Origin of the sequence: Exiguobacterium sp. s34, assembly GCF_018617435.1 — a bacterium.
GTDB lineage: Bacteria > Bacillota > Bacilli > Exiguobacteriales > Exiguobacteriaceae > Exiguobacterium > Exiguobacterium aestuarii.
In genome coordinates, this window is record NZ_JACSKE010000002.1 from 475,405 (window position 1) to 502,187 (window position 26,783).

General features: G+C 50.8%; 27 protein-coding genes. 12 read left to right on the forward strand and 15 right to left on the reverse strand.

The window, feature by feature from the left end; genetic code table 11:
• Positions 1–61: 61 nt before the first annotated feature.
• The gene (locus KNO87_RS06065; RefSeq protein WP_214794401.1) at positions 62–265 is read right to left on the reverse strand and encodes a hypothetical protein; all 204 of its coding nucleotides are present in this window, start codon (positions 263–265) and stop codon (positions 62–64) included.
• Between the two features lie 152 nt (positions 266–417).
• Here KNO87_RS06065 and KNO87_RS06070 point away from each other — a divergent pair, with 152 nt between their 5' ends.
• On the forward strand, positions 418–1,110 hold the full coding sequence (locus KNO87_RS06070) for an ABC transporter ATP-binding protein (RefSeq protein ID WP_214760458.1): 693 nt from the start codon (positions 418–420) through the stop codon (positions 1,108–1,110).
• On the forward strand, positions 1,103–4,327 hold the full coding sequence (locus tag KNO87_RS06075) for an FtsX-like permease family protein (RefSeq protein WP_214794403.1): 3,225 nt from the start codon (positions 1,103–1,105) through the stop codon (positions 4,325–4,327). The genes KNO87_RS06070 and KNO87_RS06075 overlap by 8 nt, the downstream gene beginning before the upstream one ends.
• A 40-nt stretch (positions 4,328–4,367) precedes the next feature.
• Here KNO87_RS06075 and KNO87_RS06080 read toward each other — a convergent pair whose 3' ends face one another.
• From KNO87_RS06080 to zapA, 6 genes are all read right to left on the reverse strand, one after another.
• Positions 4,368–4,829 (reverse strand): hypothetical protein, encoded by a 462-nt coding sequence (locus KNO87_RS06080; protein ID WP_214794405.1) that lies wholly within the window; start codon positions 4,827–4,829, stop codon positions 4,368–4,370.
• A 140-nt stretch (positions 4,830–4,969) separates the two neighbouring features.
• Entirely contained in the window at positions 4,970–5,380 is a 411-nt protein-coding gene (locus KNO87_RS06085) for a DUF350 domain-containing protein (RefSeq protein WP_214789527.1), read from the reverse strand.
• Between the two features lie 13 nt (positions 5,381–5,393).
• Positions 5,394–7,748 (reverse strand): endonuclease MutS2, encoded by a 2,355-nt coding sequence (locus KNO87_RS06090; protein ID WP_214794407.1) that lies wholly within the window; start codon positions 7,746–7,748, stop codon positions 5,394–5,396.
• Positions 7,749–7,763: 15 nt separating this feature from the next.
• Positions 7,764–9,458 carry a DNA polymerase/3'-5' exonuclease PolX gene (gene polX, locus KNO87_RS06095; RefSeq protein ID WP_214794410.1) on the reverse strand — a complete coding sequence of 565 codons (1,695 nt, stop codon included), beginning with the start codon at positions 9,456–9,458 and terminating at the stop codon, positions 7,764–7,766.
• 67 nt (positions 9,459–9,525) lie between these two features.
• Positions 9,526–10,062, reverse strand: coding sequence for a CvpA family protein (locus KNO87_RS06100; protein WP_074032727.1), 537 nt, complete (start codon positions 10,060–10,062; stop codon positions 9,526–9,528).
• Positions 10,063–10,070: 8 nt separating this feature from the next.
• Positions 10,071–10,292: a cell division protein ZapA gene (gene zapA, locus KNO87_RS06105; RefSeq protein WP_015881047.1), complete on the reverse strand. Its 222-nt coding sequence runs from the start codon at positions 10,290–10,292 to the stop codon at positions 10,071–10,073.
• Between the two features lie 217 nt (positions 10,293–10,509).
• Here zapA and KNO87_RS06110 point away from each other — a divergent pair, with 217 nt between their 5' ends.
• From KNO87_RS06110 to KNO87_RS06120, 3 genes are all read left to right on the forward strand, one after another.
• Entirely contained in the window at positions 10,510–11,718 is a 1,209-nt protein-coding gene (locus KNO87_RS06110) for a dicarboxylate/amino acid:cation symporter (RefSeq protein ID WP_251126755.1), read from the forward strand.
• Between the two features lie 70 nt (positions 11,719–11,788).
• Positions 11,789–12,634, forward strand: a complete 846-nt coding sequence (locus tag KNO87_RS06115) for a GNAT family N-acetyltransferase (protein ID WP_214794414.1) — start codon at positions 11,789–11,791, stop codon at positions 12,632–12,634.
• 43 nt (positions 12,635–12,677) lie between these two features.
• The gene (locus tag KNO87_RS06120; RefSeq protein WP_214789537.1) at positions 12,678–12,848 is read left to right on the forward strand and encodes a hypothetical protein; all 171 of its coding nucleotides are present in this window, start codon (positions 12,678–12,680) and stop codon (positions 12,846–12,848) included.
• Positions 12,849–12,882: 34 nt separating this feature from the next.
• On the opposite strand, the gene KNO87_RS06125 is transcribed toward KNO87_RS06120, so the two are convergent.
• Together KNO87_RS06125 and KNO87_RS06130 are read right to left on the reverse strand one after the other, a co-directional pair.
• Entirely contained in the window at positions 12,883–14,184 is a 1,302-nt protein-coding gene (locus tag KNO87_RS06125; protein ID WP_214794417.1) for a murein hydrolase activator EnvC family protein, read from the reverse strand.
• Between the two features lie 294 nt (positions 14,185–14,478).
• Positions 14,479–14,997, reverse strand: a complete 519-nt coding sequence (locus KNO87_RS06130) for a VanZ family protein (protein WP_214794419.1) — start codon at positions 14,995–14,997, stop codon at positions 14,479–14,481.
• A 161-nt stretch (positions 14,998–15,158) separates the two neighbouring features.
• Here KNO87_RS06130 and KNO87_RS06135 point away from each other — a divergent pair, with 161 nt between their 5' ends.
• Both KNO87_RS06135 and tnpB read left to right on the forward strand, forming a co-directional pair.
• Positions 15,159–15,632, forward strand: coding sequence for a glutathione peroxidase (locus tag KNO87_RS06135; RefSeq protein WP_214794421.1), 474 nt, complete (start codon positions 15,159–15,161; stop codon positions 15,630–15,632).
• Between the two features lie 156 nt (positions 15,633–15,788).
• The gene (gene tnpB / locus KNO87_RS06140; RefSeq protein ID WP_214794423.1) at positions 15,789–16,961 is read left to right on the forward strand and encodes an IS200/IS605 family element RNA-guided endonuclease TnpB; all 1,173 of its coding nucleotides are present in this window, start codon (positions 15,789–15,791) and stop codon (positions 16,959–16,961) included.
• Positions 16,962–17,032: 71 nt separating this feature from the next.
• Here tnpB and KNO87_RS06145 read toward each other — a convergent pair whose 3' ends face one another.
• Positions 17,033–17,947 carry a CAP domain-containing protein gene (locus KNO87_RS06145; RefSeq protein WP_214794426.1) on the reverse strand — a complete coding sequence of 305 codons (915 nt, stop codon included), beginning with the start codon at positions 17,945–17,947 and terminating at the stop codon, positions 17,033–17,035.
• Positions 17,948–17,960: 13 nt separating this feature from the next.
• Positions 17,961–18,413, reverse strand: coding sequence for a MarR family winged helix-turn-helix transcriptional regulator (locus tag KNO87_RS06150; protein WP_214794428.1), 453 nt, complete (start codon positions 18,411–18,413; stop codon positions 17,961–17,963).
• Positions 18,414–18,530: 117 nt separating this feature from the next.
• On the opposite strand from KNO87_RS06150, the gene KNO87_RS06155 reads away from it, so the two are divergent.
• Together KNO87_RS06155 and KNO87_RS06160 are read left to right on the forward strand one after the other, a co-directional pair.
• Complete coding sequence (locus KNO87_RS06155; RefSeq protein ID WP_074032719.1) at positions 18,531–18,944, forward strand: organic hydroperoxide resistance protein; 414 nt, start codon at positions 18,531–18,533, stop codon at positions 18,942–18,944.
• A 93-nt stretch (positions 18,945–19,037) separates the two neighbouring features.
• Entirely contained in the window at positions 19,038–19,880 is an 843-nt protein-coding gene (locus tag KNO87_RS06160) for a metallophosphoesterase (RefSeq protein ID WP_214789549.1), read from the forward strand.
• 28 nt (positions 19,881–19,908) lie between these two features.
• Here KNO87_RS06160 and KNO87_RS06165 read toward each other — a convergent pair whose 3' ends face one another.
• From KNO87_RS06165 to abc-f, 3 genes are all read right to left on the reverse strand, one after another.
• On the reverse strand, positions 19,909–20,811 hold the full coding sequence (locus KNO87_RS06165; protein WP_214789551.1) for a cation diffusion facilitator family transporter: 903 nt from the start codon (positions 20,809–20,811) through the stop codon (positions 19,909–19,911).
• 113 nt (positions 20,812–20,924) lie between these two features.
• Positions 20,925–21,683 (reverse strand): hypothetical protein, encoded by a 759-nt coding sequence (locus tag KNO87_RS06170; RefSeq protein ID WP_214794430.1) that lies wholly within the window; start codon positions 21,681–21,683, stop codon positions 20,925–20,927.
• A gap of 11 nt (positions 21,684–21,694) precedes the next feature.
• Positions 21,695–23,392 carry a ribosomal protection-like ABC-F family protein gene (gene abc-f / locus KNO87_RS06175; RefSeq protein ID WP_214794432.1) on the reverse strand — a complete coding sequence of 566 codons (1,698 nt, stop codon included), beginning with the start codon at positions 23,390–23,392 and terminating at the stop codon, positions 21,695–21,697.
• A gap of 368 nt (positions 23,393–23,760) precedes the next feature.
• Between abc-f and KNO87_RS06180 the strand changes: the two genes are divergently transcribed.
• The 3 genes from KNO87_RS06180 (at position 23,761) to KNO87_RS06190 (ending at position 26,188) form a co-directional block, all read left to right on the forward strand.
• Positions 23,761–24,666 carry an MBL fold metallo-hydrolase gene (locus KNO87_RS06180; RefSeq protein ID WP_251126756.1) on the forward strand — a complete coding sequence of 302 codons (906 nt, stop codon included), beginning with the start codon at positions 23,761–23,763 and terminating at the stop codon, positions 24,664–24,666.
• Positions 24,667–24,727: 61 nt separating this feature from the next.
• Positions 24,728–25,561 carry an aldo/keto reductase gene (locus tag KNO87_RS06185; RefSeq protein WP_214789559.1) on the forward strand — a complete coding sequence of 278 codons (834 nt, stop codon included), beginning with the start codon at positions 24,728–24,730 and terminating at the stop codon, positions 25,559–25,561.
• A 12-nt stretch (positions 25,562–25,573) separates the two neighbouring features.
• A complete protein-coding gene (locus tag KNO87_RS06190) occupies positions 25,574–26,188 on the forward strand; it encodes a PH domain-containing protein (RefSeq protein WP_214789561.1) in 615 nt (204 codons plus the stop codon).
• A gap of 43 nt (positions 26,189–26,231) precedes the next feature.
• On the opposite strand, the gene KNO87_RS06195 is transcribed toward KNO87_RS06190, so the two are convergent.
• Positions 26,232–26,750: a DUF1836 domain-containing protein gene (locus tag KNO87_RS06195; protein ID WP_214794435.1), complete on the reverse strand. Its 519-nt coding sequence runs from the start codon at positions 26,748–26,750 to the stop codon at positions 26,232–26,234.
• Positions 26,751–26,783: the final 33 nt, after the last annotated feature.

Consider the following 26,783-nt stretch of genomic DNA (forward strand, 5'->3'; position numbering starts at 1 on the left):
TTATTTATTTTGATAGTATATCTAGTAGACAAATATTTATTAGTAATGTATCACTTCCTCTCTACTCTACCACCTCAAACGCCTTCACATACGCCACATGATCCAACATCACAATCAGCTCGTCCTCAAATTGCACAAATCCATCGCTCGCATGTCGAAACGATTGATAGATTGTCTCTAATGCCTCATATCGCGTATCGGCTTCCACCATATACGTCAGTACTTCTTCATTGATCAAATGAAATTCAATTTCGAAAGACTTCATCTTCTCTCCTCCTCACTCTTCTATACCCGTACCCATTTGAAAAAAATACAGCTATACATTGGAATGTTTTTCCTCTAATCTAAAAATAGTCAGAATATTACGTCCTCTTACATATTTTCACTATAACATAGCTAAAGGAGAGAATTTACGGTATGGCTTATCACTTTACATGCGAACATTTAACGAAACGCTTTGATACGGGTGATGTCAAAACGGTCGCCTTACAAGACATCAACCTCCGCTTCGAACACGGGGACTTCATCTCTATCATCGGACCGTCGGGGTCTGGGAAATCGACGCTCCTCAGTCTGATCGGTACACTCGATCGTCCGACAGAAGGCACGTTGCTCTTCAACGATGAACCGATCTCGACGTTATCTGCAAAACAACTCGCGGACTTCCGCTTCGAGAACATCGGCTTCATCTTCCAACAGTTCCACCTCATCCCGACTCTGACGGCACTTGAGAACGTCATGTCCCCGCTTTTCGGACGAAAAGTCGATTACGACGTACACGAACGCGCGCTCGAACTGTTGAAAGAGGTCGGTCTCGCTGACAAGGTCGATTCGTTACCGTCCCAACTGTCAGGCGGTCAGCAACAACGCGTCGCCGTCGCGCGTGCTCTCATTCATCGTCCGAAATGGCTCCTCGCCGATGAGCCGACGGGGAACCTCGACACACATACGGGTGACGTCATTTTTGACCTCTTGATCCGGTTGAATCGCGAGAACGGATGTGGCGTCCTCTTCGTCACCCATGACCCAGAACTCGCCGACCGTGCCAACCGAAAAATCGAAATGCGCGACGGGCAGGTTGTCGCCATGAGCGACGTCCATCATGCTTAAGTTCATCTGGAACTCATGGTGGCGGAATAAAGAACGATTTATCCTGCTCATGGTCGGGATGCTCATCGTCAGTACCGGGCTCAGCTATCTTCTCGGGGTGACCCAGGCGAATAACGGCACGGTCGTCAACGAGCTGCAAAAACGTTGGGATTCGTCTTATCACATCGTCGTCCGACCAGAAGGCAGCCGAAGCGTGACGGAAGATTTGAACTTGCTCGAGCCGAACTATATGAGCGGACTCGAAGGAGGGATCACGCGCGAACAGTACGAGACGATCCAACAAATTGCCGACATCGATGTCGCGGCACCGATCGCCATGATCGGGTCGACTTATTCGAGCTCGTTCACCCAAACGCATACGTTTGATAAAGCAGGACTTTATCGCCTCAAGATGAACACGCTCATCGATACGGGCATTGAAAAAATCAATGACTTTCAAGACTTGAAAGCCTACTTTTGGGTCGGCTGGATGCCGAACGGCGATTCCACCCACATCGGCATCGGACCGACCGCCCTGTACGAAGAGTTCCCACTCGATTACGGGAGCGACGTCATGCTCGCGGGGATCGATCCGGTCGCCGAAGCGAAACTCGTCGGGTTAGACGATGCCGTACAAGCGACAGAGTTCAGTCGTTACTTCAATGAAGAGGATGTCCCAGAACCTTACGATGAAGACATCACGACAATCCCGATTTTGATGAGTACGAAAGACTACGTCGATGCCTCGATCAACTACACCATCGAAGAAGTCGATGCCGATACGAGCGACCAAGAAGCCTTTATCCAAACCTATCTCGAGAAAGGGAAAGGGGAGTATCTCGATAGCTTAAAAGGCACGAAAGTCGCCTCATACGACTTTACAGCCCAACAAATGCACGACAATATCACAAAACACATTTTAGAAGGAAAACCGCAGCCACAAGATCCTCGTCTCACCGTGGAATACACGTGGCTTTCCGAGAAGGCGTCACCTCTTGTCTATGAAGGCGTGACGAGCCCGTTCCCGAAACGTTGGCCGTATTCGTATCAAATCAAACCGTTCCTCGCTGAGGGTCAAGTGAAGTATGGGCAAGAAAGTATGTATCGTAAGTCCAATTTATACGCGGAAGACCTTAACGATGCACCAAAAGTGAAATATAACTACATCGGACTATTCGACCCATCGAAACTGAAGCTGTCAAAAGATCCATTGACGGAACTTCCGATGGAGACGTATTTCCCGGCAAGCGCCGAATGGGTCATGAACTCGAAGGACGAGCCGGTCAACCCACCGACGACCGTCAAACCGACGAATAACCCGTATAGCTTCTTGACGAAGCCACCTTCGATGTTGACGACACTCGACGCGGCGTTCGCCATCGCCGGTGACAAGGCCATCTCGGCCATTCGCGTCAACGTGAAAGGCGTGGACGTCTTGAACGAAGAGAGTGAAGCGAAGCTCCAAGCGGTCGCCAAGGAGATCGAAGACAAGACCGGTCTCATCACGGACGTCACGCTCGGGTCGTCTCCACAATACGCCGTCACCTATCTCCCTGGTTTAAAAGGAGAAAGTTCGCTCGGTTGGATCCAGCAGCCATGGATTAAAATCGGGTCGTCGATCACGATCTTCCAAGAAGCGAAACTCGGCTTCTCCGGCGTCGTCGCGAGCGTCATCCTCGTCGCGATGTTGTATGTGTTCAGCTCGAACATCATCATGTTGTACGCACGGAAGAAAGAGTTCGCCATCCTCTTGTCGCTCGGTTGGCGTCCGAGTCAGCTGTCGAAACTGTTATTTTTAGAAGCCACGATCCTCGGGTCGATGGTCGCGCTCATCTCGTGGATGATTCTCGGGACGTTCCTTTGGACAGCTGCCGGCTCGACTTCAATCACCCGCATTCTCTTGATCGGACTTGCTGGACTTTTGATTTACTGGCTCGGGACACTCATCCCGATTCGACTCGTCCGTCGCATCAAACCATATGAGACGATGCAGTCTGGTGAAGTCTCAAAAGGACGACGTCTCGGCCGCTCACGCTCGAGCGTCGGCATGAGCTTGAACCAGCTCGTGACGTATTGGCCACGGACGTTGTTGTCGATTCTTGCCATCGCTTTACCGACGAGTCTGTTCGGCTTCTTCTTGTTCGTCACGTTCCGCCTCCAAGGCGTCTTGTATACGACGTGGATCGGGGAGTTCGTGGCACTTGAAGTCGGGACGATGCATTACGTCGCCATGGGGGTCGCCTTACTGATCGCGATGCTCACGACGACCGAGATCATGTGGCAAAACGTCTCCGAACGAAAGCCACAACTCGCCGTCTTGAAAGCGCTCGGTTGGCAAAATACGTCCATCCGTCGCCTCGTCTTGACAGAAGGCGCATTGACCGGCTTCTTCGCCGGACTACTCGGTGTGACGTTCACCATCATCATCGTCACGATCATGTATCAACAGTTCCCAACGTCCGAGTTACCGTTCTTGTTCGCGACCATCCTCATCCCGGTCGTGACAGGTGTCTTAGGTGCACTGCTTCCTGCTGAGCGTGCGGTCCGCATCACGCCGGCTGAAGCGATTGGTGGGCATGTCGTCAACCAAAAACAAGTCGAGAAACGCTTCCGCTTCGTCCTCGGGACGACGGCGACGGCACTCGTCGTTGGAATCATCAGCTTGTTCGTCTTCACGTCACCAGAAGTCAAGCCGGTCACAGAAGAAGCAAAAGCGACACCAACCCCGACCGCACAGACGACGGGTGCGAAACAGGCTGATTTAAAAGTGGATAAACCGAAAGAAGCTAAGGCTACCACACCAAAAGAAGATGACCTTCAAAAAATCATGGACCTTGGCACGTTCCAAACGTTTATCGGTGACCCGCGATTGAAGAAACGTGAATTCCAAGTGGGTGAACCCGTTTACGCCTCTCCGGACGGAACCGAACCGGAAGACGGAAAACGATTCGTCAGCCTACCGATTACCTTGTATGACAAAGATAAGGGCTATGGTGGCTATGCGGACTATCGTCCGAACGGATTCCGCATGTACACGTCAGATGGCACAAAGTACAGTCCGGTCGACATGGTCAACCACAATAAGAAAGCGTTCCAAGGCGGCTTCCGTTACAAGCCAGGCGAGAAGTCCGAAATTGATTTAGTCTTCCTAGTTCCAGAGAATGAGAAGACACTCGTCTTGTTCGCTTCGAGTGATGCCATGCCGAAAACCTATACCGTCAAAATTGATGTCCCATAAACGAAACAACGTCGCCCCGGAGTCGAGGCGACGTTGTTTTTTATTCGGCTTTTTCCACGATTTCGACACGTACTCCCGTGTCACCGACTTTCCCTAAGTCTTCTACGATCGGGTCCTCATACGCCAGGACATGAAACTCTTGCTCGATTGTACGAATGACGTAATGTGAGAGCGTCCCCCGCTCGCTGTTCACTCGATTCGTTCCCATCTCTTCATGTACGTATGACATGAAGCTTGACGTCGTCAGCTTTATGATTGGGTGGTCGTTCCATAATCCTTCTTCCTTCAGACCGTGTTCTTCAAGCGTCCCAAGAAAGAGAGCGTACTGTTCGAAACGAATCCGGATGCGGTCACGCTCAGCGTTCCATGTGAGGAGCATCGTCGGGTCCGATGCCCCGAAGAACGTCCATTCTAGCGGATAATACGCTTCATTCTTCATTTGAAAGGATTCTGTATCGAGTACATAGTCCGTTGTCGTCATGAGATCATGTAGGTCAATCATTTATTCGCCCCCTAATCAAAAAGCGATGCCTCACGACATCGCTTCCCCTTCAATAAAAGATATACCACAGTGCCGCTGCCACTAAAAACAGCCCGGCCCCGATGAACAAGATTTTTGCCAATCGTTCATATACCATGTCTTCACCTCACCAATGCCGCGCCGACGACGAGGGAGACCCCGATCGACAGCAAGAATGCCAACAATCCGACGGCGATATTTCCTTTTTGAATCTCGTCGTTCACCTTCAGAGTCGGTGTCAAAAATTCAAACAACCAATAGGTCGCGAGAAGCAACATGAAGCCGAATCCCCCACCGACGAAGATGTCAATCGTGCTCTCATGATAGCTCTCGACGACACGGAAGATGTTGGCGAGACCGACAATCTTCCCACCTGTCGCCAAGGCGACGGCGATATTCCCTTTTTGAATCTCGCGCCAGTTGCTGTATGGCGTCGTCACCTCGAAGATGGCGAGACCGACAATAATCATCAGCCCTGCCATCGAATAGAGGCCGAACGACTCTAGCATAATCGCAAACGTTAACGTGCCCATTCCCCGACTCCCTTTATTTTAGTTCGACGACCGTGACACCGAGTCCACCTTCACCCATTCCACCTGGGCGTTGACTCTTCACGTGACGATGTCCTTTTAAAAATTCCTGTGTCGCTTGACGCATCGCCCCGGTACCTAGACCGTGGATGATGCGGACGTTGTCGTAGCCCGACACGAGTGCTTCATCGATATACTTATCCAGACGCATGAGCCCCTCTTCGACTCGGACGCCGCGAAGGTCGAGTTCAGACTTCGTCGAACTCTGACGCTTGAGCGAGCTTCCTTTCGACTGAAGCGGCTTCTCTTTTGATGGACCGATCTTCTGAAGGTCGTCCGCTTTGACGTTCACTTTCATGATGCCGACTTGGACGTTGTACTCGTTGTCGTTGATTTGTTTCACGATGTAGCCTTTTTGGTTGAACGTCGTCACTTTCACTTCTTCGCCTTTACTGAACGTACGTTTCTGCTGGGCTTTTTGTTTCACTTTTTGGATCTTTTTCTCTTGAAGCGTCGGTTTTGCCGACTCGAGCTCTTTCTTCGCCGCGATAATCTCATGCTCTTTGACAATGCCCTGCTCCCGGAGTTTCTTCAAGCGGTCGATGACCTCGTTCGCCTGACGCTTCGCCTGTTCGACGGCCTTCTCGGCTTTCGCCTCCGCCGCACTATACAAGTTGTCGCGCTCGCGCTCAAATTCGGTCATCTTCGCTTCGAACTCGGCCTGCTCCTCTTCAAAGTCATGACGTTTGACGATGAGCTCTTGCTCGAGCTGTTCGGCGCGTTGTTTCGCCGCTTCGAGTTCGTTGATCATCGACTCGACCGATTCGGCGTCACTACCGACATGGCTCCGTGCCTTGTCGATGACTTGCTCGGACAGTCCGAGGCGACGGCTGATCTCGAAGGCGTTCGAGCGACCCGGTACGCCAATCAAGAGACGATAGGTCGGGCTGAGCGATTCGATATCAAACTCCATCGAGGCGTTCATGACGCCTTCACGGTTATAAGCGTATGCCTTCAGTTCCGAATAGTGCGTCGTCGCCGCGACACGTGCCCCGCGACGTTTCACCTCATCGAGAATCGCGATGGCGAGGGCGGCCCCTTCTTGCGGGTCCGTCCCGGCACCGAGCTCATCGAAGAGGACGAGTGACATGAAGTCGATCTTGTCGAGCATGCCGACGATATTCGTCATATGTGAGCTGAACGTCGAGAGACTCTGCTCGATCGATTGCTCATCCCCGATATCGGCATAGACCGCGTCAAACACGGAGAGTTCCGTCCCGAATTCTGCCGGTACGTAAAGTCCTGACTGCACCATCAACTGAAGGAGTCCAATCGTCTTCAACGTGACGGTTTTCCCGCCGGTGTTCGGTCCGGTGATGACGAGTGACGTATAGTCTTCCCCGAGCTCGACCGTGATCGGCACGACCTCATCTTTCGGGATGAACGGGTGACGGGCTTGTTTCAACTTGATTTCCCGATTGTCGTTCAACTTCGGCTCGGTCGCTTTCATCTCTTGCCCGTAGGCGACTTTCGCAAAGATGAAATCGAGTTCGGCCAATACGTCGAGGTTCGTCATGATCGCATCATGCACCCCACCGACCTCATTTGAGAGCGCGCTCAAAATCCGATCGATCTCGGCGCGTTCCTTCAAGCGAACTTCTTGAATCTCGTTGTTGATCGAGACGATGGCCTGCGGCTCGATGAAGAGCGTCTGACCGGAAGCCGACTGGTCATGGACGATCCCGCCGAACGCTTGACGATACTCTTGTTTGACCGGGACGACATAACGGTCGTTTCGAATCGTGACGATGGCGTCCGAGAGCATCTTCGCGTTATTACGGAGGATGTTGTCGATTCGTGAACGGACGCTGCCTTCAAAGCTTCGGAGCTGTGTCCGAAGTCCTCGGAGTTGTGCGCTCGCCGAATCTTGGACCGTCCCTTGATCATCAATCGCATGACGAATCGATTGTTCGACTTCGATCAGCTTCGTCAACTTGTCCGCATACTCATCAAGACGGGGAATCCGAAGCTCTTCATTGTCCTCGTGAAGTTTCTCGAAGAAGTTCTTCACTTGTCGCCCACCGTACATGACAGCCGCGACAGCGAGAAGTTCACTCGTCGAGAGGACCGAGCCAATCGCGGCCCGCTTCACTTCAGCACGGACGTCCGTTAGTCCGCCGAGCGGAAGACGGTCACGGAGACGCACGACTTCGGTCGCCTCTTTCGTCACGTTCAAATTCGAGAGCACTCGGTCGTACGAGTAGTCCGGTTGCATCTTGAGCGCCATATCTTTCCCGAGCGAGCTCGCCGCGTGTCCGGCAAGCTGCTGGCGCAATTTTTCATATTCTAATACGCGTAACGCGTGGTCCATCTAGCATGTTCCTTTCTATCGCTTCGCCGCGAAGAATGCCTTGGCGTCTTCAAACGAGAAGCAGTTAATGATATCCGTTGGTTCGAGATAGGCTTTCCGTGCGTGTAACACACCGAGCGCCATATCTTCCATCATATCTGGGTGGTGCGTATCGGTGTTGATCATCACTTTGACGCCTGCTGCCTTCGCTTTCTTCAGCGTCGATGCCGTCAAATCGAGACGGTTCGGGTTGGCGTTCAACTCGAGCGCCGTCCCCGTCTCTTTCGCGAGCGCGATCAACTTGTCCTCGTCAATCGGATAGCCGTCGCGGCGACCGATGAGTCGTCCCGTCGGATGTGCGATCACGTTGACGTATGGCGAACGGCAGGCGTTCTCGAGACGTGCCATGATTTCGTCGACGGATTGGTCCATCTTCGAATGGATTGAGGCGACGACATAGTCGAGCGTCTCCAAAAATTCTGGCTCATAGTCGAGCGTCCCGTCAGGACGGATGTCCATCTCGACGCCTCGTAACACGTTCATGTCATGTGTTTTTGCGGCTTCGCGAATCTCCTCACCTTGTGCCTCGAGTCGCTCCTCCGTCAAGCCATTGACGAACGTCAAATACTTCCCGTGATCGGTGATGGCCATCCACTCATAGCCGCGCCCTTTCATCGCCACGACGATCTCGTCGACGGTCAACTTCCCGTCCGACCAGACTGTGTGCATGTGTGCGTCGGCCTTGATGTCCTCGAGCGTGACGAGTTTCGACAAATCGTGCTCGAACTCGGCATGTCCTTCCCGAAGCTCAGGTGGGATGAACGGAAGACCGTACCGTTCGAACAGTTCTTCTTCTGTTTCCGGTTGCCACAGTCCATCTGCCGTCTCGACCCCATACTCTGAAATCGACTCGCCCTTCGCTTTCGCGAGTTGGCGCATGCGAACGTTGTGGTCTTTCGAGCCTGTGAAATGGTGAAGCGTTGCGGCGAATGCGCCAGGCTCGACCATACGGAAGTCGACCGACACCATCTCCTCACGCTCGAGAACGAGCGATACTTTCGTCTCGCCTGCCGCGATCACTTCATTGATGAACGGCAAAGCGAGGAGTTTCTCCCGAAGCGCGATCGGCTCTTCAGTCGCGATGATGAAGTCGAGGTCTTTACACGTCTCCTCGGCTCGGCGGAAACTTCCCCCGACCGAATGACGTAAGACGAGCTCTTCCTTCTCCAACACATCGTTGATTTCCTCGACGATTGGTCGCATGACCGCATATGCGAGTCGTTCCGGACGCGACTCAAGGTTTTTCGCTGCGGCAAGTAGCTTCTCGACACTTTTCGCTCCAAATCCCGGAAGCGATGCCGCCGTCCCGTCTTCAAGCACGCGGATGAGAGATTCTAAGTCGACGACGCCGACTTCACGAAGTTTGGCGAGTTTCTTCCCACCGAGTCCTTGAATCTTCAAGAGCTTCATCAATCCGAATGGAATCTCTTCTTGCAGCGCTTCGAGCACTTCGCTACGTCCCGTATCGCGATACTCCTCGAGGACTGCTGCCGTCCCCTTCCCGATGCCTGCGATGGACGTCAAGTCGTCGATGTCCTCGAGCTCGAGGTCCGTATTCTCTAGTGCCGTCGCGGCCTTGCGGAATGCATTGATTTTAAACGGGTTCTCCCCTTTGATCTCCATATATTGCGCGATCTTCTCGAGCAACATCATCGCTTCTACTTTATTCATACGCTTCCCCCTCTTCACACAGAAAAGACCGAGACACAAGCACTAGCTTGCATTCCGGCCTGTCGTGTCACAACATCTTATTTGAAAACCAATCCGATAGATATGGCGTGTCTTGAATGATAAATGTCGCAAGCGACGAATTGTCGACGGCATTTTGAACGCCTGCCATCGGTACGAACGCAATTACCCAAAGGATGAAGAACGTAATGACATACGCCTCGAAGAAACCGAGGACTGCTCCAATCAATCCTTTTAATTGGCGCAAGATCGGCAAGTCCGTCAAGAAGTCGAGCATCGCCAAGATGAGATGCAAGACGAGTTTTGTGATGAGGAACAACACGACGAACCAAAAGACGTTGTAAAACGTCATCTCAATCCCTGAAAGCGAATTGAGGTCCAACACGCCGCCTGGGAGCGTTCCATCAAGCTGAGACGGATACGGGATCCAGAGCTTGAACGCTTCAGCTAAATCTTTATAGTATGTGTTGGCGACGAGAAAACTGATGATAAGCGCGACCCAATGGCCGAGCTGTAGAATCGCGCCACGACGGAAGCCGTTGACGATTCCAATAAACAAGAAAAACAGTATAAGTAGCGTAACCATGGATTGATTTATTCTCCCATATTTCGTTTAGTTTTGACGTGGTCGCTTGCGATTTGAATCGCAGCCAAGACCGCTGCCTGACGAGCATCTAAATGAGGGGATTGTTCACGAATCTCGCGGATCTTACTGTCGACCAAAAAGCCTACTTCCCTCACATGATCAGCGGGTTCTTCGCTTACGATCGTATAGTCTTGACCCGCAATGTGAATCGTTGTTCGTTGTAACTGCACGCGCACCCCTCCTTTACGTCTGTCAGAATTAATCATAACATCGTTTTTATATTAGGAAAAGGAGAAGCCCCTTCCCTTGATATGTACAACATTTTCTATTACCCTTCTATGAAGTTGTCAAACGTCTTTCTTCAGGAAAATTACAAGAGATGGTGGCAACATTTCGTAAAATGTGCGAAAATATCAACTATTCAAACAAACAGAAAGGGTGATTGATTTGAAATTACGCATTGGCCTCTTAGGTCGCATCATCATCGCGATCGCTTTCGGGATTCTGCTCGGGAGCATCGTACCAGAAAGTCAGAACTGGATCGTTCGGACGTTTGTGACGTTCAACACGGTCTTCGGGCAGTTCTTAGGCTTCGCCATCCCACTGATCATTCTTGCTTTCATCATCCCAGGAATCGGGGAACTTGGTAAAGGAGCAGGAAAGTTAGTCGGACTCACAGCACTTATCGCTTACGCTTCAACAGTTGTCGCAGGAACGCTCGCATACTTTGCAACGAGCAACTTGTTCCCGCAAATTTTGACACGTTCGACAGAAGGAGCCGAAAACCCAGAAGAAGCCTTATTGAAAGGGTTCATGGAATTTGAGATTCCACCGGTATTCGGTGTCATGACCGCACTCATTTTAGCGTTCGTCATCGGGATAGGGATTGCCGCTATCGAAAGCAAGCGGTCACTCGACCTCGCCATGGATTTCCGCGATATCATCGAGCTCTTAATCAGTAAAGTCATTATTCCATTACTCCCATTCCACATCGCCGGAATTTTCATGAACATGACGTATGCTGGTCAGGTCGCTGAGATCCTCTCGGTGTTCTCGCTCGTCTTCGTCACAATCATCGTCCTTCATTTGACGATGCTCATGATTCAATATTCAATCGCAGGTGGTCTCAACAAAGAGAATCCGTTCAAGTTGCTCAAGACGATGATGCCGGCTTACTTCACAGCCATCGGGACGCAATCATCGGCTGCGACGATTCCCGTCACACTTCGCCAAGCGAAGTTGAACAACACGGACGAGGGTGTCGCCAACTTCGTCATCCCGCTCTCGGCAACGATCCACTTGTCAGGCTCGACGATCACACTCACATCGGTCGGTGTCGCACTCATGTACTTGAACGGCATGCCGATGTCATACGCGATCGTTCTCCCATTCATCCTCGCACTCGGTGTGACGATGATTGCAGCACCTGGTGTTCCAGGTGGAGCGGTTATGGCATCACTCGGATTGTTCGGCTCGATTCTCGGGTTCGACGCGACGATGCAAAGCTTGGTCATCGCACTCTACTTGGCGCAAGATAGCTTCGGGACAGCTACAAACGTCACAGGTGATGGTGCCATCGCAAAAATTATCCACTACTTTAAACACAATACGAAACTTCTCGACAACACAGCGTCGAAACAAGAAGATATCGCATAAAGCAGAAATCAAAAACGGGCAAGCCATCAGGTTTGTCCGTTTTTGTCTACATTGATAAGGAGAGATACATATGGAATGGATCGAATGGAAAGACCCGAATCACTTCTCGGAACATGTCATGAGTACATTATTGGAGGAAGAGGCAAAGCACAGCCTGATGATCGGGGTATTGAATAACGTGATTCAAGGCGTTTACGAGACGTTTCATCAGTTCACTGTCGAGGAGGAAGGTGAACTTCTCGCCATCTTACAAGTGACACCACCACATCCGCTCCATTATATCGTCGTGGATTCGAAACGTGCGGACGAACTCCCGGCCTTCATCATCCCGCACCTCCTCGAAGCAGACATCCCCTTCACCGAGGTCGTCTCAGAACGCAAACAAGCCGAACGGTTCGCGAAGGCGTGGCAAGAGGTGACGTCCGGGTCGAGCGAGCTGTTCATGTCTCAAGGGCTTTACCGACTCGACGACGTGAAAGACATCGAGATGGCGAAAGGCCACATGCGAGAAGCGACGGTCGCTGACCAAGCCCAACTCGAAGCCTGGTATAGCGCTTTTGAAGCCGAGTCCGGCCTTCGCTCTTCGCCACCTGAGAAAGTCACGAAAGCCGTCCAGACGATGCTCGACAGGGATGAAGCCGTCTTTTGGGAAGTCGACGGACAGGTCGTCTCGTGTGCGAAGCGGGCACGTCCGACTGAGAACGGCATCACCGTCTCGTTCGTCTATACGTCACCAGACTCACGTGGGCGAGGTTACGCACGCAGCCTAGTCGCAGACCTCAGCCGCCAGTTACTCGAGACGAAATCGTTCTGTGTGCTCTATACAGACCTCTTGAACCCGACGTCGAATAAAATCTATCAAGAAGTCGGTTACGAACAGATTATGGATTCTGCTTGGGTCCGACTCGCTAGATGAAACGAATCGCCTCCCCTATACTAATAGGTGGAGGCGATTTTTCATGGCTAGATTCCGTTTTATGTTTCGTGCACTCGGTGTGGCACTTCTTCTCTATATGTTGATCGTCGGTGGACAAAGCGTCCTCGATGACCCGAACATCGACACGTTATGGCTCAGTGTGATTGGCGCTGCACTCCTGACATTTATCGCCTATATGGCAACAAAAAAGTGATCGACGCGTTCGTCGATCACTATCTTTGTGTTGATTAGAAGAATGATGCTGGGTTGACTGTGCTTCCCGCGCTCGATGAAGAGTACGAGTAACCACCACGGTGAATCTCGAAGTGAAGGTGTGACCCTGTCGAGTTCCCTGTGCTACCCATGCCACCAAGATTTTGACCTTGTGATACGCGTTGACCCGCTTTAACCGAGACTGAGCTCATGTGCGCGTATACTGTCGTCCACACTTGTCCGTTGATGACGTGTGCGATCATGACGTGGTTTCCGTATGCGCCACCCCAACCTGCACGGAGGACCGTACCTGTTTGTGCTGCATAGATTGGTGTACCGACTGGACCTGCGATATCAAGACCGTTGTGGAACGAGTATCCGTTCGCACCGCTCGCTGCGCCCCACCCTTGTGAGAGGCGACCGCTTGCTGGACGTTGGAACATCCCGCCGCTCGCTGGTGCAGATGCTACAGGTGTTGATGTGGATGCGCTAGAACCACTGTTGCTTGAGCTTGCGCTTTGTTGCTTCTTAGCAGCTGCTGCTTCTGCCGCTGCGCGACGCGCTTCTTCTTCAGCACGGCGTTGTGCTTCGATTTCTGCTTGAATCGCTTGTTCTTGAGCTTTGAGCGTATCTTCCATCTCTTGTAGGCTCATGAGTTTTGATTCGAATTTCACTTTTTCAGCTTCGAGTTTCTTGATTTTCGCTGCGCGCTCTTTCATTTTTTGATCGAGCTCTTTTTGGCGTTTTTCAAGTTCTTCTTTTTGCTTCACGAGTGAATCGCGCTCTGCTTTTAATTCAGCTTGCGCTTTCGCAAGTTTCTCTTTTGTTGCTTCATACTCTTCGAAGATCTGTTGGTCGTTCTCTTGAATCGTACCAGCTGTGATCATACGTGTGATCAAATCACCGAAGTCTTTTGAACCGAAGATGAACTCAGCCCAGTTGACTGACGAGCCACCGTTCTTTTGCATCGTCGCCATACGGTCTTTCATGAGTTCTTCTTGTGCTTTCATTTTCGCTTCGTATTTTTTGATTTGCTCTTGAAGCTTTTGAATTTTTTCTTCAGTTGCACGGATCTCAGCTTTTTTCTGAGCGACATCGTTGATGACGTCTTGGAGTTCAGCATCTAACTTGTTGATCTCTTGTTGCTCTTTGCTGATGGCTTGCTCACGTGATTGAATCGAAGAGTTTGCTTTCGACTGTTCACTGCTATTCTTTTGTCGTTGTTCTTGTACTTTCTTCTGCTTCTCTGTAAGTGAGGCTGCATAAGTCGGTGACGTTCCGCCGATCAAGAGTGCGCCTAGAGTGACTGTTGCTGCAAATTTCTTCAAGTTACCCAATGTGCTTCCCTCCGCTGATTCCCGTGTATTTTTTATCTATAGTCGTTCAAGTATTTTCTATAAGACGAGTTGCGACATTTCATTCGCTCTGTGACTCATTATAGCAATCTAAACCAAAAGTTATTTTACACTTATATTTCATTCGTATGACATTGACCTAATTTAGGTTTTATCTCTTAAAAAACGTGGGTATAGACAATATTTTATTTGGTTTGTTGTCACAAAATAGTTTTTAAAATAAAAAAAGCACTTTAAGAAAGCGCTTTTCACATAATAACCTATATCATTTTTTGACTACCTTAATGCCACATAGCCGGCTCGTTTCCCTCGTTTTCGTTTCGAACGAAGTAATAAGACCCCACCGATCAGCACGATTCCTGCAATCGCCCCGCTACTATCCAATAGGACATCTTGTAATAACGGCGTCCGTTCCGGCGTCAAACTCTGATGATACTCATCAAAGATGGCGACCGTGTTGGCGAGCGTCCAAGCAAACAATAAGTTCAGACTAGCATGAAGGTTCGTTCTCGAAATCGCCTTGACGAACAATGCCCCTAGTGCGAAAAATGTAACGAAATGGGCCGCTTTTCGCATCAAGAACTCGATCAACCCGACTGTGCCTAACGCGTCGAGTGATACTTTTTTTCCTGCATAGTCAAACTCGACGTTCGCTAACGTCGGCTCGATCCAGCTCCAATTGAATCGCTCGAGTGGCGAAACGATGGACTGATCTGAGTAAGGTGTCGCACTCGAGAAGAATAATCCGATCAAAATGAGCGCTATCCATATAAATTCATTTTTTAAAAGTCGCATAACACCGTTCCTTTCTACAACGAGTTTCATTATACGGATTGTACAACACGAAATATGTAACAGCGACATCATGATTTCATAACAATTTGATTGCACACGACGCGTTCAAAGTCGTGACGCCGTTATTCTCTTGGTATACTAAAGAAAAAGGGGGAATGAACATGATCTATGATTTTGAAGCATTGGACATGAAAGGACAGCTACAACCGTTAGCTACATATAAGGGTGACGTCTTACTCATCGTCAATACGGCGAGTAAGTGTGGGTTCACGCCACAGCTCGAAGGTCTCGAATCGCTATATAACTCGTATAAGGGGCAAGGGCTTCAGATTTTAGGTTTCCCATGCAACCAGTTCGGACATCAAGACCCGGGCTCAAACGAAGAAATCCAAGAGTTCTGCCAACTCAACTATGGGGTGTCGTTCCCGATGTTCGCGAAAGTCGATGTGAACGGAAAAGATGCACATCCGCTCTTCAAGTACCTCTCAAAAGAGGCACCTGGACTGCTCGGTTCGAAGGCAATCAAATGGAACTTCACGAAGTTTTTAGTCGACCGTGACGGGAACGTCGTCGAACGCTTCTCGCCCCAGACGACACCGGCTGAGATTGAAGATGCGGTCAAAAAACTCATCTAACGCAAAAAAGGATGGCTCCGAGGAGTCATCCTTTTATCAAACTTAGGCGAGAATACGCACAATTCTATACGTTAAGGACAGGCCTTGTATGAAAGTGGACGATGCATCTCCAGCCTGTCTTTCGAGTAAAGTGTCTTCAAAGGGGGTGAACGTCATATGGTGAAGCACAAGGCTTATAAGTTCCGGATCTATCCGACGAAGGAACAGGAAATTCTGATCGCCAAGACGATTGGCTGTTCGCGTTTCGTGTTCAACCACTTCCTGGCGAAATGGGACGCGACCTATGAAACGACCGGCAAGGGACTGTCGTATGGTGCCTGCTCGAAAGAACTTCCCATACTCAAGCAAGAGTTCGAGTGGTTAAAGGAGGTCGATAGCACGTCTGTCCAAACGAGCGTCAGACACCTGGCCGACGCGTATAATCGTTTCTTCAAGAAACAGAACGAGCGACCTCGATTCAAGTCGAAACGAAACCCCGTCCAATCCTACAAGACAAACATCCAAGGCAAGTCCCAGCTCCCCGAGGTCTCGATCGTCGGGAATCAACTCAAACTCCCCAAGCTGAAATGGGTGCGGTTCGCCAACTCGAGACAGGTCGAGGGTCGCATCCTGAACGCCACAATCCGACGCACGACTTCGGGCAAATACTTCGTCTCCCTTCTCGTAGAGCAGGAGATCATTGAACTGTCGAAGACCGGTTCATCGGTCGGCGTCGACGTCGGGCTGAAGCACTTCGCCATCCTATCAAACGGAACCGTATACAAGAACGACCATTATTTCCGTACGCTCGAGAAGAAGCTGGCCCTCGAACAACGCAAGTTGTCCCGTCGTCAGCGCAACGCCCTGAACAAGAAGATCAAGCTTTCCGAGGCAAAGAACTACCAGAAGCAGAAGCGGAAGGTCGCCCGCATCCATGAGAAGATCGCCAACAGACGCACCGACTTCCTGCACAAGGTGTCGACCGAGATCGTCAAAAACCACGACGTCATCGGCATCGAGACCCTGCAGGTGAAGGACATGCGGAAGGACCGAAAGTTGAGCAAGTCGATCTCCGAGGTCAGCTGGTCGGCGTTCTTCCGCATGCTCGAGTATAAGGCCGACTGGTACGGGAAGACCGTCGTGAAGGTCGGGAAGACCTTCGCCTCGAGCCAGCTCTGTTCGGGTTGCAGCCATCGACACAAAGACGTGAAGCATCTCGGCTTGCGTGAATGGACATGCCCGAACTGCGGGGCCCACCACGACCGTGATGTGAACGCAGGACAGAACCTCAAACAAGAAGCCGAGCGCCTGTTGGCTTCTTCAACCGTCGGGACGACGGGGCTAGCCTGATCAGGTTCCGACTGTCAGGTCGGATAACTCAGGAATCCCCCACCTCTAAGCGAAGCGTAGGTGGAGGTAGTTCAACGTGGTGTAATGAAGTTAATCGTATAGAACGGGCTGTTCTCATCGTTATAGGCGAGCCCGACTGCGGCATGGCTGAATCGAGGTTGCATGATGTTCTCACGGTGCCCTTTCGAGTTCATCAGTCCCCAATGCGCATGGAAAACGCTCATCTGCCCCATGGCCAAGTTCTCTCCGGCCATCGAGTATGAGAGTCCAGCTTCATCCATTCGGTCGAACGGGTCACGTCCTTCCGGGTCCGTATGACTGAAGAAGTCGTTTTCCGCCATGTTCTGACTGTGCGCCCGAACGACCGGATAAAGTGGCTCGTAATCGGCGAGCGCGCTCAAGTCATATTTCTCACGGTCCCAGTTCATTAAGATTCGCATCAACTGTTCGTTTGCGACGGTCCCTTCTTCGGAAAGGTCACCGTAATAGCCGTCACTCGCCTCCTCCACTCTGCTGTCGACCGACAAGACCCCTTTTAAACGGTCATCGTCATGTTGGTCGAAGAAGAGCGTGACATATTGTCCGTCGATTGCAAATACCGAGAACGATGGATCGTCCGGGATCAAGTAGCGATTCAATCCTTTGTTATACGACGTCACCTTCTCAAAGCCGATATCCTCGACTTGGTCACGTGTCGTCTCATCGAGCACGAGACCACGATATGTGCTTCCCGTCTCGAACTGATAAAACCCTTTTTTCGCCCCGTCCTCGTCAATGAGTTCAAGACCCCGGTCCCCGCCACGTTCGACTAAATACCAGTCATGTCCGGCGTATTGACTCGTGAACCTAGGTGCATCCGTCGTACGTTCCGTCGCCACTTCAGACTCGACCTGAATGCTCGTCGGGGCAGAGACGTTTGGCATCTCATATTGCCAAGCCATATAAAGTCCAATCCCCATCAATAGGATGATCAATTTTCGAAACATGGCTCCTCCTTCCTTACTGCTCGCGCTGACGCTCCCCGAAATCGTGTAGTCTCGTCTTGATATCGGTAAGCATCTCCATATACGCGACATACGTCGCTTCGTCTATATTTAGCATACCACTGACTTGTAACGGCACATCAATTGCCTGCTCACGCAACGCGCTACCACGATCGGTCAAACGGACGACGACTTTTCTTTCATCGTCTGACGAACGACTCTTTTCGACATACCCGATTTGAATCAGTCGTTTCACGAGTGGGGACAGCGTACCCGAGTCGAGTGTCAGCCTCGTTCCAAGCTGACGCAAATCAATACCGTCCTCTTCCCACAAGACGAGCATGACCAGATATTGACTATATGTCAGGTTTAACGGTTCTAAAATTGGGCGATATAAACGGGTAAGCTCTTTTGAAGCGGTATACAGTTGAAAACAGATTTGATGTTCTAGCTTTAATGTTTGTTCCATACGTAATCCTCCGTACTCTTCTTTAGCCAAGCATATCACTTGCGAAACTTTTTGACTGCTCTATAATTTAAATTGTGCACAACTTAATTGTTTAAAATGAAATGGAGGAATTGAATCATGAAATCACTATTCACAGCATCAGCAACAGCAATCGGTGGCCGCGAAGGTCATGTGAAATCAACAGACGGCGTCATCGACATGGACGTCTCTATGCCAGGCGCGAAACACGTCGACGGTGCGACAAACCCGGAACAACTTTTCGCAGCTGGGTATGCGGCTTGCTTCGGTAGTGCCCTCAACCTCATCATCGGAAAAGAACGTGTGAAGACAGACGGATCGAGCGTCACAGGTCATGTCACATTGAACCAAAACGATGAAGGGTTCTTCATTTCAGTAGAGCTTGAAGTCGAAATCAAAGGTGTCGACCAAGCGACAGCAGAACGCCTCGTTGAAGAAGCACACCAAGTGTGCCCTTATTCAAAAGCGACGCGCGGCAATGTCGATGTGAAATTGACAGCAAAAGCAGCATAATCATCCATCCCGCTCGTAGGAGCGGGATTTTTTTTGCTTCCCCTCATCGGTAGCGGTAAGATAGAGTCACAATTAAGAAAGGAGGGAGCACGGATGAAGAAACATAAGTCGACTTTTGTTTTTGTTGCACTCGGCATCTTGCTGTTCACGGCGACATATAACGGACTGACCGTCCAGACGTACGACGTCCCGTCTGAAAAGCTGTCTGCGGATGAATCGCTTCGTATCGTGCTCCTATCTGACCTGCACAGCGCCTCATACGGCTATAAACAATCAATCTTAATCGATCGAGTCCGCGCTCAAAAACCGGACCTGATTGCCTTGCCGGGGGATTTGCTCGACCGCTATCGCTCCCCTGATCCTGCTTTCGAACTCGTCGAAGGCCTTGCCGGGATTGCGCCGATGTATTTCGTGACCGGCAACCATGAAATCGATCACTCTGACGACTACATTCGTCATGATGCCAAAAACGTATTTCGTTCTCATGGTGTGACCGTTCTCGAGAACGAATGGGAACCCATCACCATCAATGGGATCGAACTCGTCATCGGTGGATTAGAAGATCCGTTACGAACATATAATGAAAATATTTATGGAAGTTGGGAAACCGATGTCTCGACGGCGATGCAAGACGTCGACCCAAACGAGACATTCAACCTACTTCTCTCCCACCGTGCCGAAGAAGTCGACACGTATGCCGACCTACCTTTCGACCTCGTCTTGTCCGGACACGCTCACGGTGGACAAGTGAGGATCCCATATTTGTTGAACGGCTTGTTCGCCCCTGACCAAGGGTTTTTCCCGAAATATGCGGGCGGCCTCTATGAACACGAGACGTTCACCCACATCGTCGGACGAGGATTCAACTATAGCTTCAACGTGCCCCGCATTTTCAACCCACCAGAGATTGTGGTGATTGATGTACACGGCAAATAACGGACACTCGGGTGAGTGTCCGTTTTACTTACCAAATGATACGCTCCTCGCAACATTGTCGCTCCCGTTCGACCTGGACCGTCGAACGCTCGAACGTCCCGTATTTCCGAATCCGCTCTGTCACTTGTCGTAATACGGCCTGATCATCTGTTTCTTCTCCGATCAACACATGGCATGTTGCCGCATGTTCACTTGACGAGATCGACCAGACATGAAGGTCATGCACTTCCTTCACTCCCTCGACTTTGGCAATCTCTTCTTGCATCGCCCGGACATCGATTTGTTCCGGTGACCCTTCCATCAGGATATGAATCGCATCGCGTGTCACGCGATACCCGCTGATTAAAATAAGGATTGCGACAAATGCACTCGCAACCGGGTCCGCCCACGTCCATCCGAACGACATGATCAAAAGCGCTGCCGTGATGGCACCGACCGAGCCGAGTAAATCTCCGAACACGTGGAGCAACGCACTCTTCACGTTCAAGTTATCTTTTTCCCCACGCATTAAAATCCATGCGGCGAGGATGTTGACGAGTAGCCCGATGATCGCGACCACAAGCATTCCCCCACTCAAAATTTCCGGTGGGGCACTCAATCGTTGATACGCCTCAATTAAGATATAGATCGAGATGACGAGTAACGTCAGCCCGTTGATGAATGCCGCTAAAATTTCAAAGCGTCGATATCCGAACGTACGGTTCGGCGTCGCCGCCTTCGCACCGAATCGGACGGCTAGGAAACTGAGTCCTAAAGCCGCTGCATCCCCGAGCATATGTCCCGCATCGGATAAGAGTGCCAAACTGTTCGTCCATAGTCCGCCGATGACCTCGACGACCATGAACGTCGCAATCAACAGAAACGCGAGGAACAGGGCACGCTGATTCGTGGAATGATGATGGTGATGGTCGTGATCATGATGATGTCCCATAACTGTCGCCTCCTTCTACTTCTTATCTTATTCCATTTTACCAAAACATTCAAACGTCCATTTGAATGATAGATCAAAAAAAAAACGAGAGAGTCACCTCTCCCGTTTCTGTCTCATTTACTTTCGAGGCGGACGCGCATTACGCCGCTATATGGGAACAGTTTCAACTGAACGGTCTCCCCTTCGAACCATGTGCCTGTCGCTTGCTCACTCGTCGCTTTCACGTCAGGGCTCACGATTGCTTGGCGATCCCAATCGATGGCGCGCACTTTCTGGTCCCGTACCATCAAGAAGAACCCGTCATAGAAATGGTACTCGTTCACTTGGTCACGCTGTACGGCAGTCGGGCTACCAAGCTCAGCGCGAACGGTCGCCACATCTTTTCCAATCCAGTCGAGGACGGTCTCCGAGGCGTTCGGGACGACTTGTTGCCATGCGGCGATCACTTCATCGTCCGACAAGGCTGAAGCATCCGTTGTCACACTCTCTTCCGTGACCCATCCCGATGTCCGTTCATTCAACTGCACTTTCACAAACCCACTGACCGTCTCCAAACGTTCGAAGCGATCGCCGAGGTCGGCCTCATAGACGACCGTGACCCGATCATCTGCGTATACTTTCGTATATGGTTGACCGATATAGACCTTATCTGCCGACTTTGTTTCGTCATCGGTTGGTTGTTCCGACTCGGAATCGACCATCTCGGTCGCAATCTCGTCTGATTTGGGCAACGCCGATTCTTGTTTCTTGTCAATCAAAGCCGCGAACGCGATGATGCCGACTAAAGCGAGTATCAATGCCACTGCCGTCGTCACTCGGAACACTCGCTTACGCTTTCGCGTCGTCGCGCGCGACAATCTTCCTCCATTCATGTTCTTCACTCCTACTCGATTCGATTCATTCCACTCGTTTCGTCAAATGGTAGGAGGTTTCCTGCCTCATCAAAAAAATTCAAGTCATGATTTGTCAATTCGTCCATCGCTTGCACCATCCGTTCGACATCGACCGGCTCATCATTCTCCATATTCTCACGAATCCGAACCGTTTCACCGAGCTCAATCGTCCGCGATGTCAAGCGATGAAAGTAACGATCGTGCGTAATGAGCAGCAATCCGCCTGGGTAAACGGACAGCGCCGTCTCAATCTGTTCCCGTGTCGCCACATCCAAATAGTTCGTCGGCTCATCGAGTGCCAACAGATGCGCGTCAGAGAAATAAAGAATCAGGAAAGCAATCCGACACTTTTCCCCCATACTCGCCTCGCTGATGGGCCGGTGCACTTCATCCCGCCGGAACAGGAAATGGGCGAGTAGCGTCCGGGCCTCCGTCTCCCCGATGTCACTATGGGCAAGCAACGCCTCGAGTAGAGTCCCCGTTTCCGGCAGACGTTCAAGCGTTTGCGAGAAATAGCCGATTTTTAGACGGGGATGTCGTTTGATGACACCCGAAAATGGCGCTCGTGCACCAATCAGCACGTTCAATAACGTTGTCTTCCCGCTACCGTTCGGTCCGATAATCGAGATTCGCTCTCCTTTTTCGATTGAGAAGGAGAACGGTTCGTAGAACGGCTTACCATACCCAAACGTCACATCTTCACACGTCAGCCACGTCTTCGCTTCTAGCTCATCTGCCGCAAAACGGACGGAGATGGTCTTCTCTTCTTTTGGCTTTCGTGGACGATTGACTTCGAGCTGTCTGAGCTTCTGTTCTCTCGCCTTCATTTTGACGGCGAGATTGGCCGCTCCTTTTTGCGCACCTGGGCTACGGACACTGGCTGTCGCTTTCGCCTTCAAGTGCCACCCTTTGTATTGCGCAATCATATCGAGCAGTTCTTTCTTTCGGCTCACGTAACGGGCATGGGCTCGCTCGTCACGAAGGCGTTCGTCCTCTTTTTGCCGTCGATACGCCGTATAATTACCGGGATATCTTGTGACTTCTCCGTCCGACAATTCGAGGATGACCGTCGCGACATCATCCATCAGTTGACGGTCATGGGAGATGATGAACACTGTCCCCTCAAACCGGTTCAACCATTTCGTGAGCCAGTCGATCGATTCGACATCGAGATGGTTCGTCGGTTCGTCGAGTAGGACGATGTCCACCTGTTTCATCGTCAACGTCGACAGTTGTGCCCGCGTCTTTTCCCCACCGCTCAAGTCGTTGATGTTTTGGTCGAGCTGACCGTCTAACCCGAGACGGGTCAACGCTTTCGTCGCCTCTTGCTCCAACATGTATACATCGAGCGACAGTGCCTGTTCATACGAGGCCATGACTCGTGCCTCATCACCAGAAAAGACATCTTCATAGAGGGCGTATCGTTCAGGATCGCTCCGCATCACCCATTCAAGGAGTGACATGTCCTCCGATTCAATCGTCTGCCGGACGAGCCCGACCTCACCGTGACATTCGATCGTCCCGGCTTGTGGCTTCAATTCCCCTGTCACGAGTCGGAAGAGCGTCGTCTTCCCGCTCCCGTTCAGCCCGAATAACACAGCGCGCTCTTTCGTTGCGACCTCAAAAGAGACTGCTTCAAATAATGGTTTCCGGTCGTAGTCAAACCGAACTTGTTTCATAACTAACATTTGTTTCACCTCGCTTATTTTTCCGATACGCGATGAAACAAAAAACACCATCCGCTCGATCGGCGGTGGTGTGAAGGAATCCGTTCAAAAGGGGAAACGAGAGCTTTCCGTATTTGAAGAAGTGGACACACTTCACCCGTGACTGTTCAAGCGAACAGTGATGATTCGTCTCATCGTTGGAGTGAACGTGTCATTTTCATTGTACGGTATACCTCTCTTTCCTAAGTTACTGCCACCTTACCAAATTGAAAGCGGATTCGCAAGCACACACCCCACAATCTCCCATTTTTTCTACTCCTTTAGGCGGATGCGAGGCATACCTCGTCGCGTTATGATGACACTATATTCGAACAGTGAGGTGATGCATGATGCGTCGACGCATCCTCGTTCCGAGTGCCGTCTTGGCGAGCGTCGGAACGTTTCTTTATACACGATTCAAGCGACGTCTCCCCCGCCCGCGCTTTAAATGGCCGGAACGTCCAGAACTGACAACCATTGATGAGACGCATGTGCAAGCGACGTGGATTGGGCATTCGACCGTTCTCATCCACTGGTACGGACTCAAAATTTTGACGGACCCTGTCTTCTCAAAACGGATTGGTGTCCATTTGGGCCCGCTGACGATCGGCATGAAACGTCACACGGCTCCAGCCCTCTCCATCGAGGATGTCGGGCCGGTCGATGTCATCTTGCTGAGCCACGCCCATATGGACCATTTTGACCATAAAAGTCTAAAGCGGCTCATCACACGCGAGACGATCGTCGTCTCCGCCCCGGGAACGAGTCGACTGCTCCGTCGTTACCCGAGTCTACAGACACTTGAACTGCATCCGCATGACAAAGTAACCTTGGCGAACGGGCTAAATGTCCGGGCCATTCCCGTCAAGCATTGGGGTAACCGTTTCCCGTGGGACAAACATATGGGATACAACGGTTATTTGCTCAAATACAAAGGAATCCGGATGTTGTTTGCGGGAGACACGGCTTATACGGATTCTTTCAAAGGTCTCGCCGACCGCGAACCGATCGACCTCGCCTTCTTCCCGATCGGTGCGTATCAACCGGACTCGTTCCAAGAAGCACACTGTACTCCAGAACAGGCTTGGATGATGTACAAAGAGAGCGGGGCGAAGCGTTTCTTCCCGATGCATTGGGACACGTTCGTCCTCTCTTACGAGCCCGTCGAGGAGCCGTATCATCGTCTCGTCGCGGCCGCAAAATTAGACCGTGATCAAATTGTGATCAAGTCTCACGGAGAAAGCATCCGCCTGTAGTTTTTACTTTCCCTTCATCCAAAATTTCGGTAACGTTAGAGACGAGAGGGAGGGATTTCTTATGGAATGGACGACGTTAAATAATGATGTCAACATGCCGATGCTCGGGCTCGGTGTGTACAAGGTCGAAGACGGCGCGGTGACGGTCGATACGGTCAAGGCTGCGCTCGATGCGGACTATCGCTTGATCGATACGGCCGCGATTTATCAGAACGAAGAAAGTGTCGGGCAAGCACTTCGTGAAGCAGGTATTCCTCGGGAGGAAGTATTTGTGACGACGAAGCTTTGGAATGAGTTCCACGGGTTCGACGAGGCGCTCCAAGCCTTTCAGGATAGTCTCGACCGACTCGGTCTCGAATATGTCGATTTGTTCCTCATCCACTGGCCGATGCCCCGTTTCGGGAAGTTCGTCGAAACGTACAAGGCACTCGAACAGTTATATGAAGAAGGACGCGTCCGTGCGATCGGCGTCTCAAACTTCGAAATCGAACATTTAGAACAGATTATCCAGTCGTGCTCGATCGTACCGGCAGTGAACCAGGTCGAGATCCATCCGTATTTGTCTCAAAAGGAATTGATTGCTTTCTGCAAACGGTATGACATTCAAATTCAGGCGTGGAGTCCACTCATGAAAGGACGCGAAGCGCTCGAAGATGACACGATTGTCGAGATTGCGAACCGTCACGGCAAGTCACCGGCTCAAGTCATCTTGCGCTGGCACTTACAAAACGGGGTCGCGGTCATTCCGAAATCAGTGACACCAAGTCGAATCAAAGAGAATATACAGGTATTCGACTTCACGTTGACGAATGAAGAGATGGCGGCCATCGATGCGCTCAACCGTGATGAGCGGACCGGTTCCGACCCGAAAGAGATGCATAAAATCCATTATTGAGGAGTGAATGACATGTTCAAAAAACTGGCTTCTGATTTGACTGGCTTCAGCGACATCGGTGAGGTGATTGACCCGTCCGACTTCGATAAGGCGGATGCGGATGATTACGTCCTTCATGAAGACAATGAAAAGATTTATTTCTTGATCAAGTCAAAATCAGATGAGTATTGTTTCACCAACTTGTCGATGATTCACCTCGATGGAACGAGCGCCATCAGTTCGAAGCGCGTCCTCTATCGTTATCCGTATGCCCACTATCCAATCAAACACGTCATGTTTGAGACAGCTGGCACAGTCGACCTCGATGTCGAAGTCAAATTCTCAATCGGCGACAAAGCGTACTCGATTGACATCAACAAAAAGCAAATCGAGCACGTGAAAGATTTGTATAAGGCACTCCTTGCCATTGAAGAGATCCAGCGGGAAGGTCGTCGTATGATGGAGTATGCGAATACGTCGCTCACACACTCGGTGTCGATTTTGAGCGGGCTCCGCGAAGGCGACATGAACGTACCGAACACGTTCAAGGAATTGAACGAGCACTCGTTCGATTGGCTACAACGTCATTATCATGAGTGGAACCGAAAAGACTTCGGTACGGTTTACGAGAAGTACATCAATAACTAAAAAACAACTCCTCCGTGGGACATTTGCCCTCGGAGGAGTTGTTTTATTTATCGTCAATTAACTGCTCGGCCAATCGTTGATACAAGTGACTCATGTGTACGGCGGATGCGATGGCGAGCGTTCGCTGTACACCGCTCTCTTTTTCGAGCGATGCATGTAACAGCGTGTCCGCCTGGGCTTCAAACGCTTCTAGATTCTTCACTTTCTGCGCCTGATACGCCTCGTAGAAGTCCTCAAGTGAGAACGTCTCGTCCGACTCGTTCAGCGGACGGAGCGTCTCCTTGATGTCACTGATCGACAAGAGACCTTTCATCTCATAGATCAAACTGAGTAACATCAGATGTTCATTCGTATACTTTTTATTTTTGACAGGATGAAACAACTTGCCCTTGGCATAGTTGTTGATCATCGTCTTCGTCAAAATCGTCTCATCTTCGTCCCGCTTCATCTTCCCATAATGCCGCTCGAATAATTGGATGACCTGGTCCATGTATAAATCGACAGTCGGCAATACGTCCCGTGGGAGCGTCCCTTCCGTCTCGGTAATATTCTTCGCTTTCATCCGTTTCACCTCACCTTCAAGTATAAAGAAAAC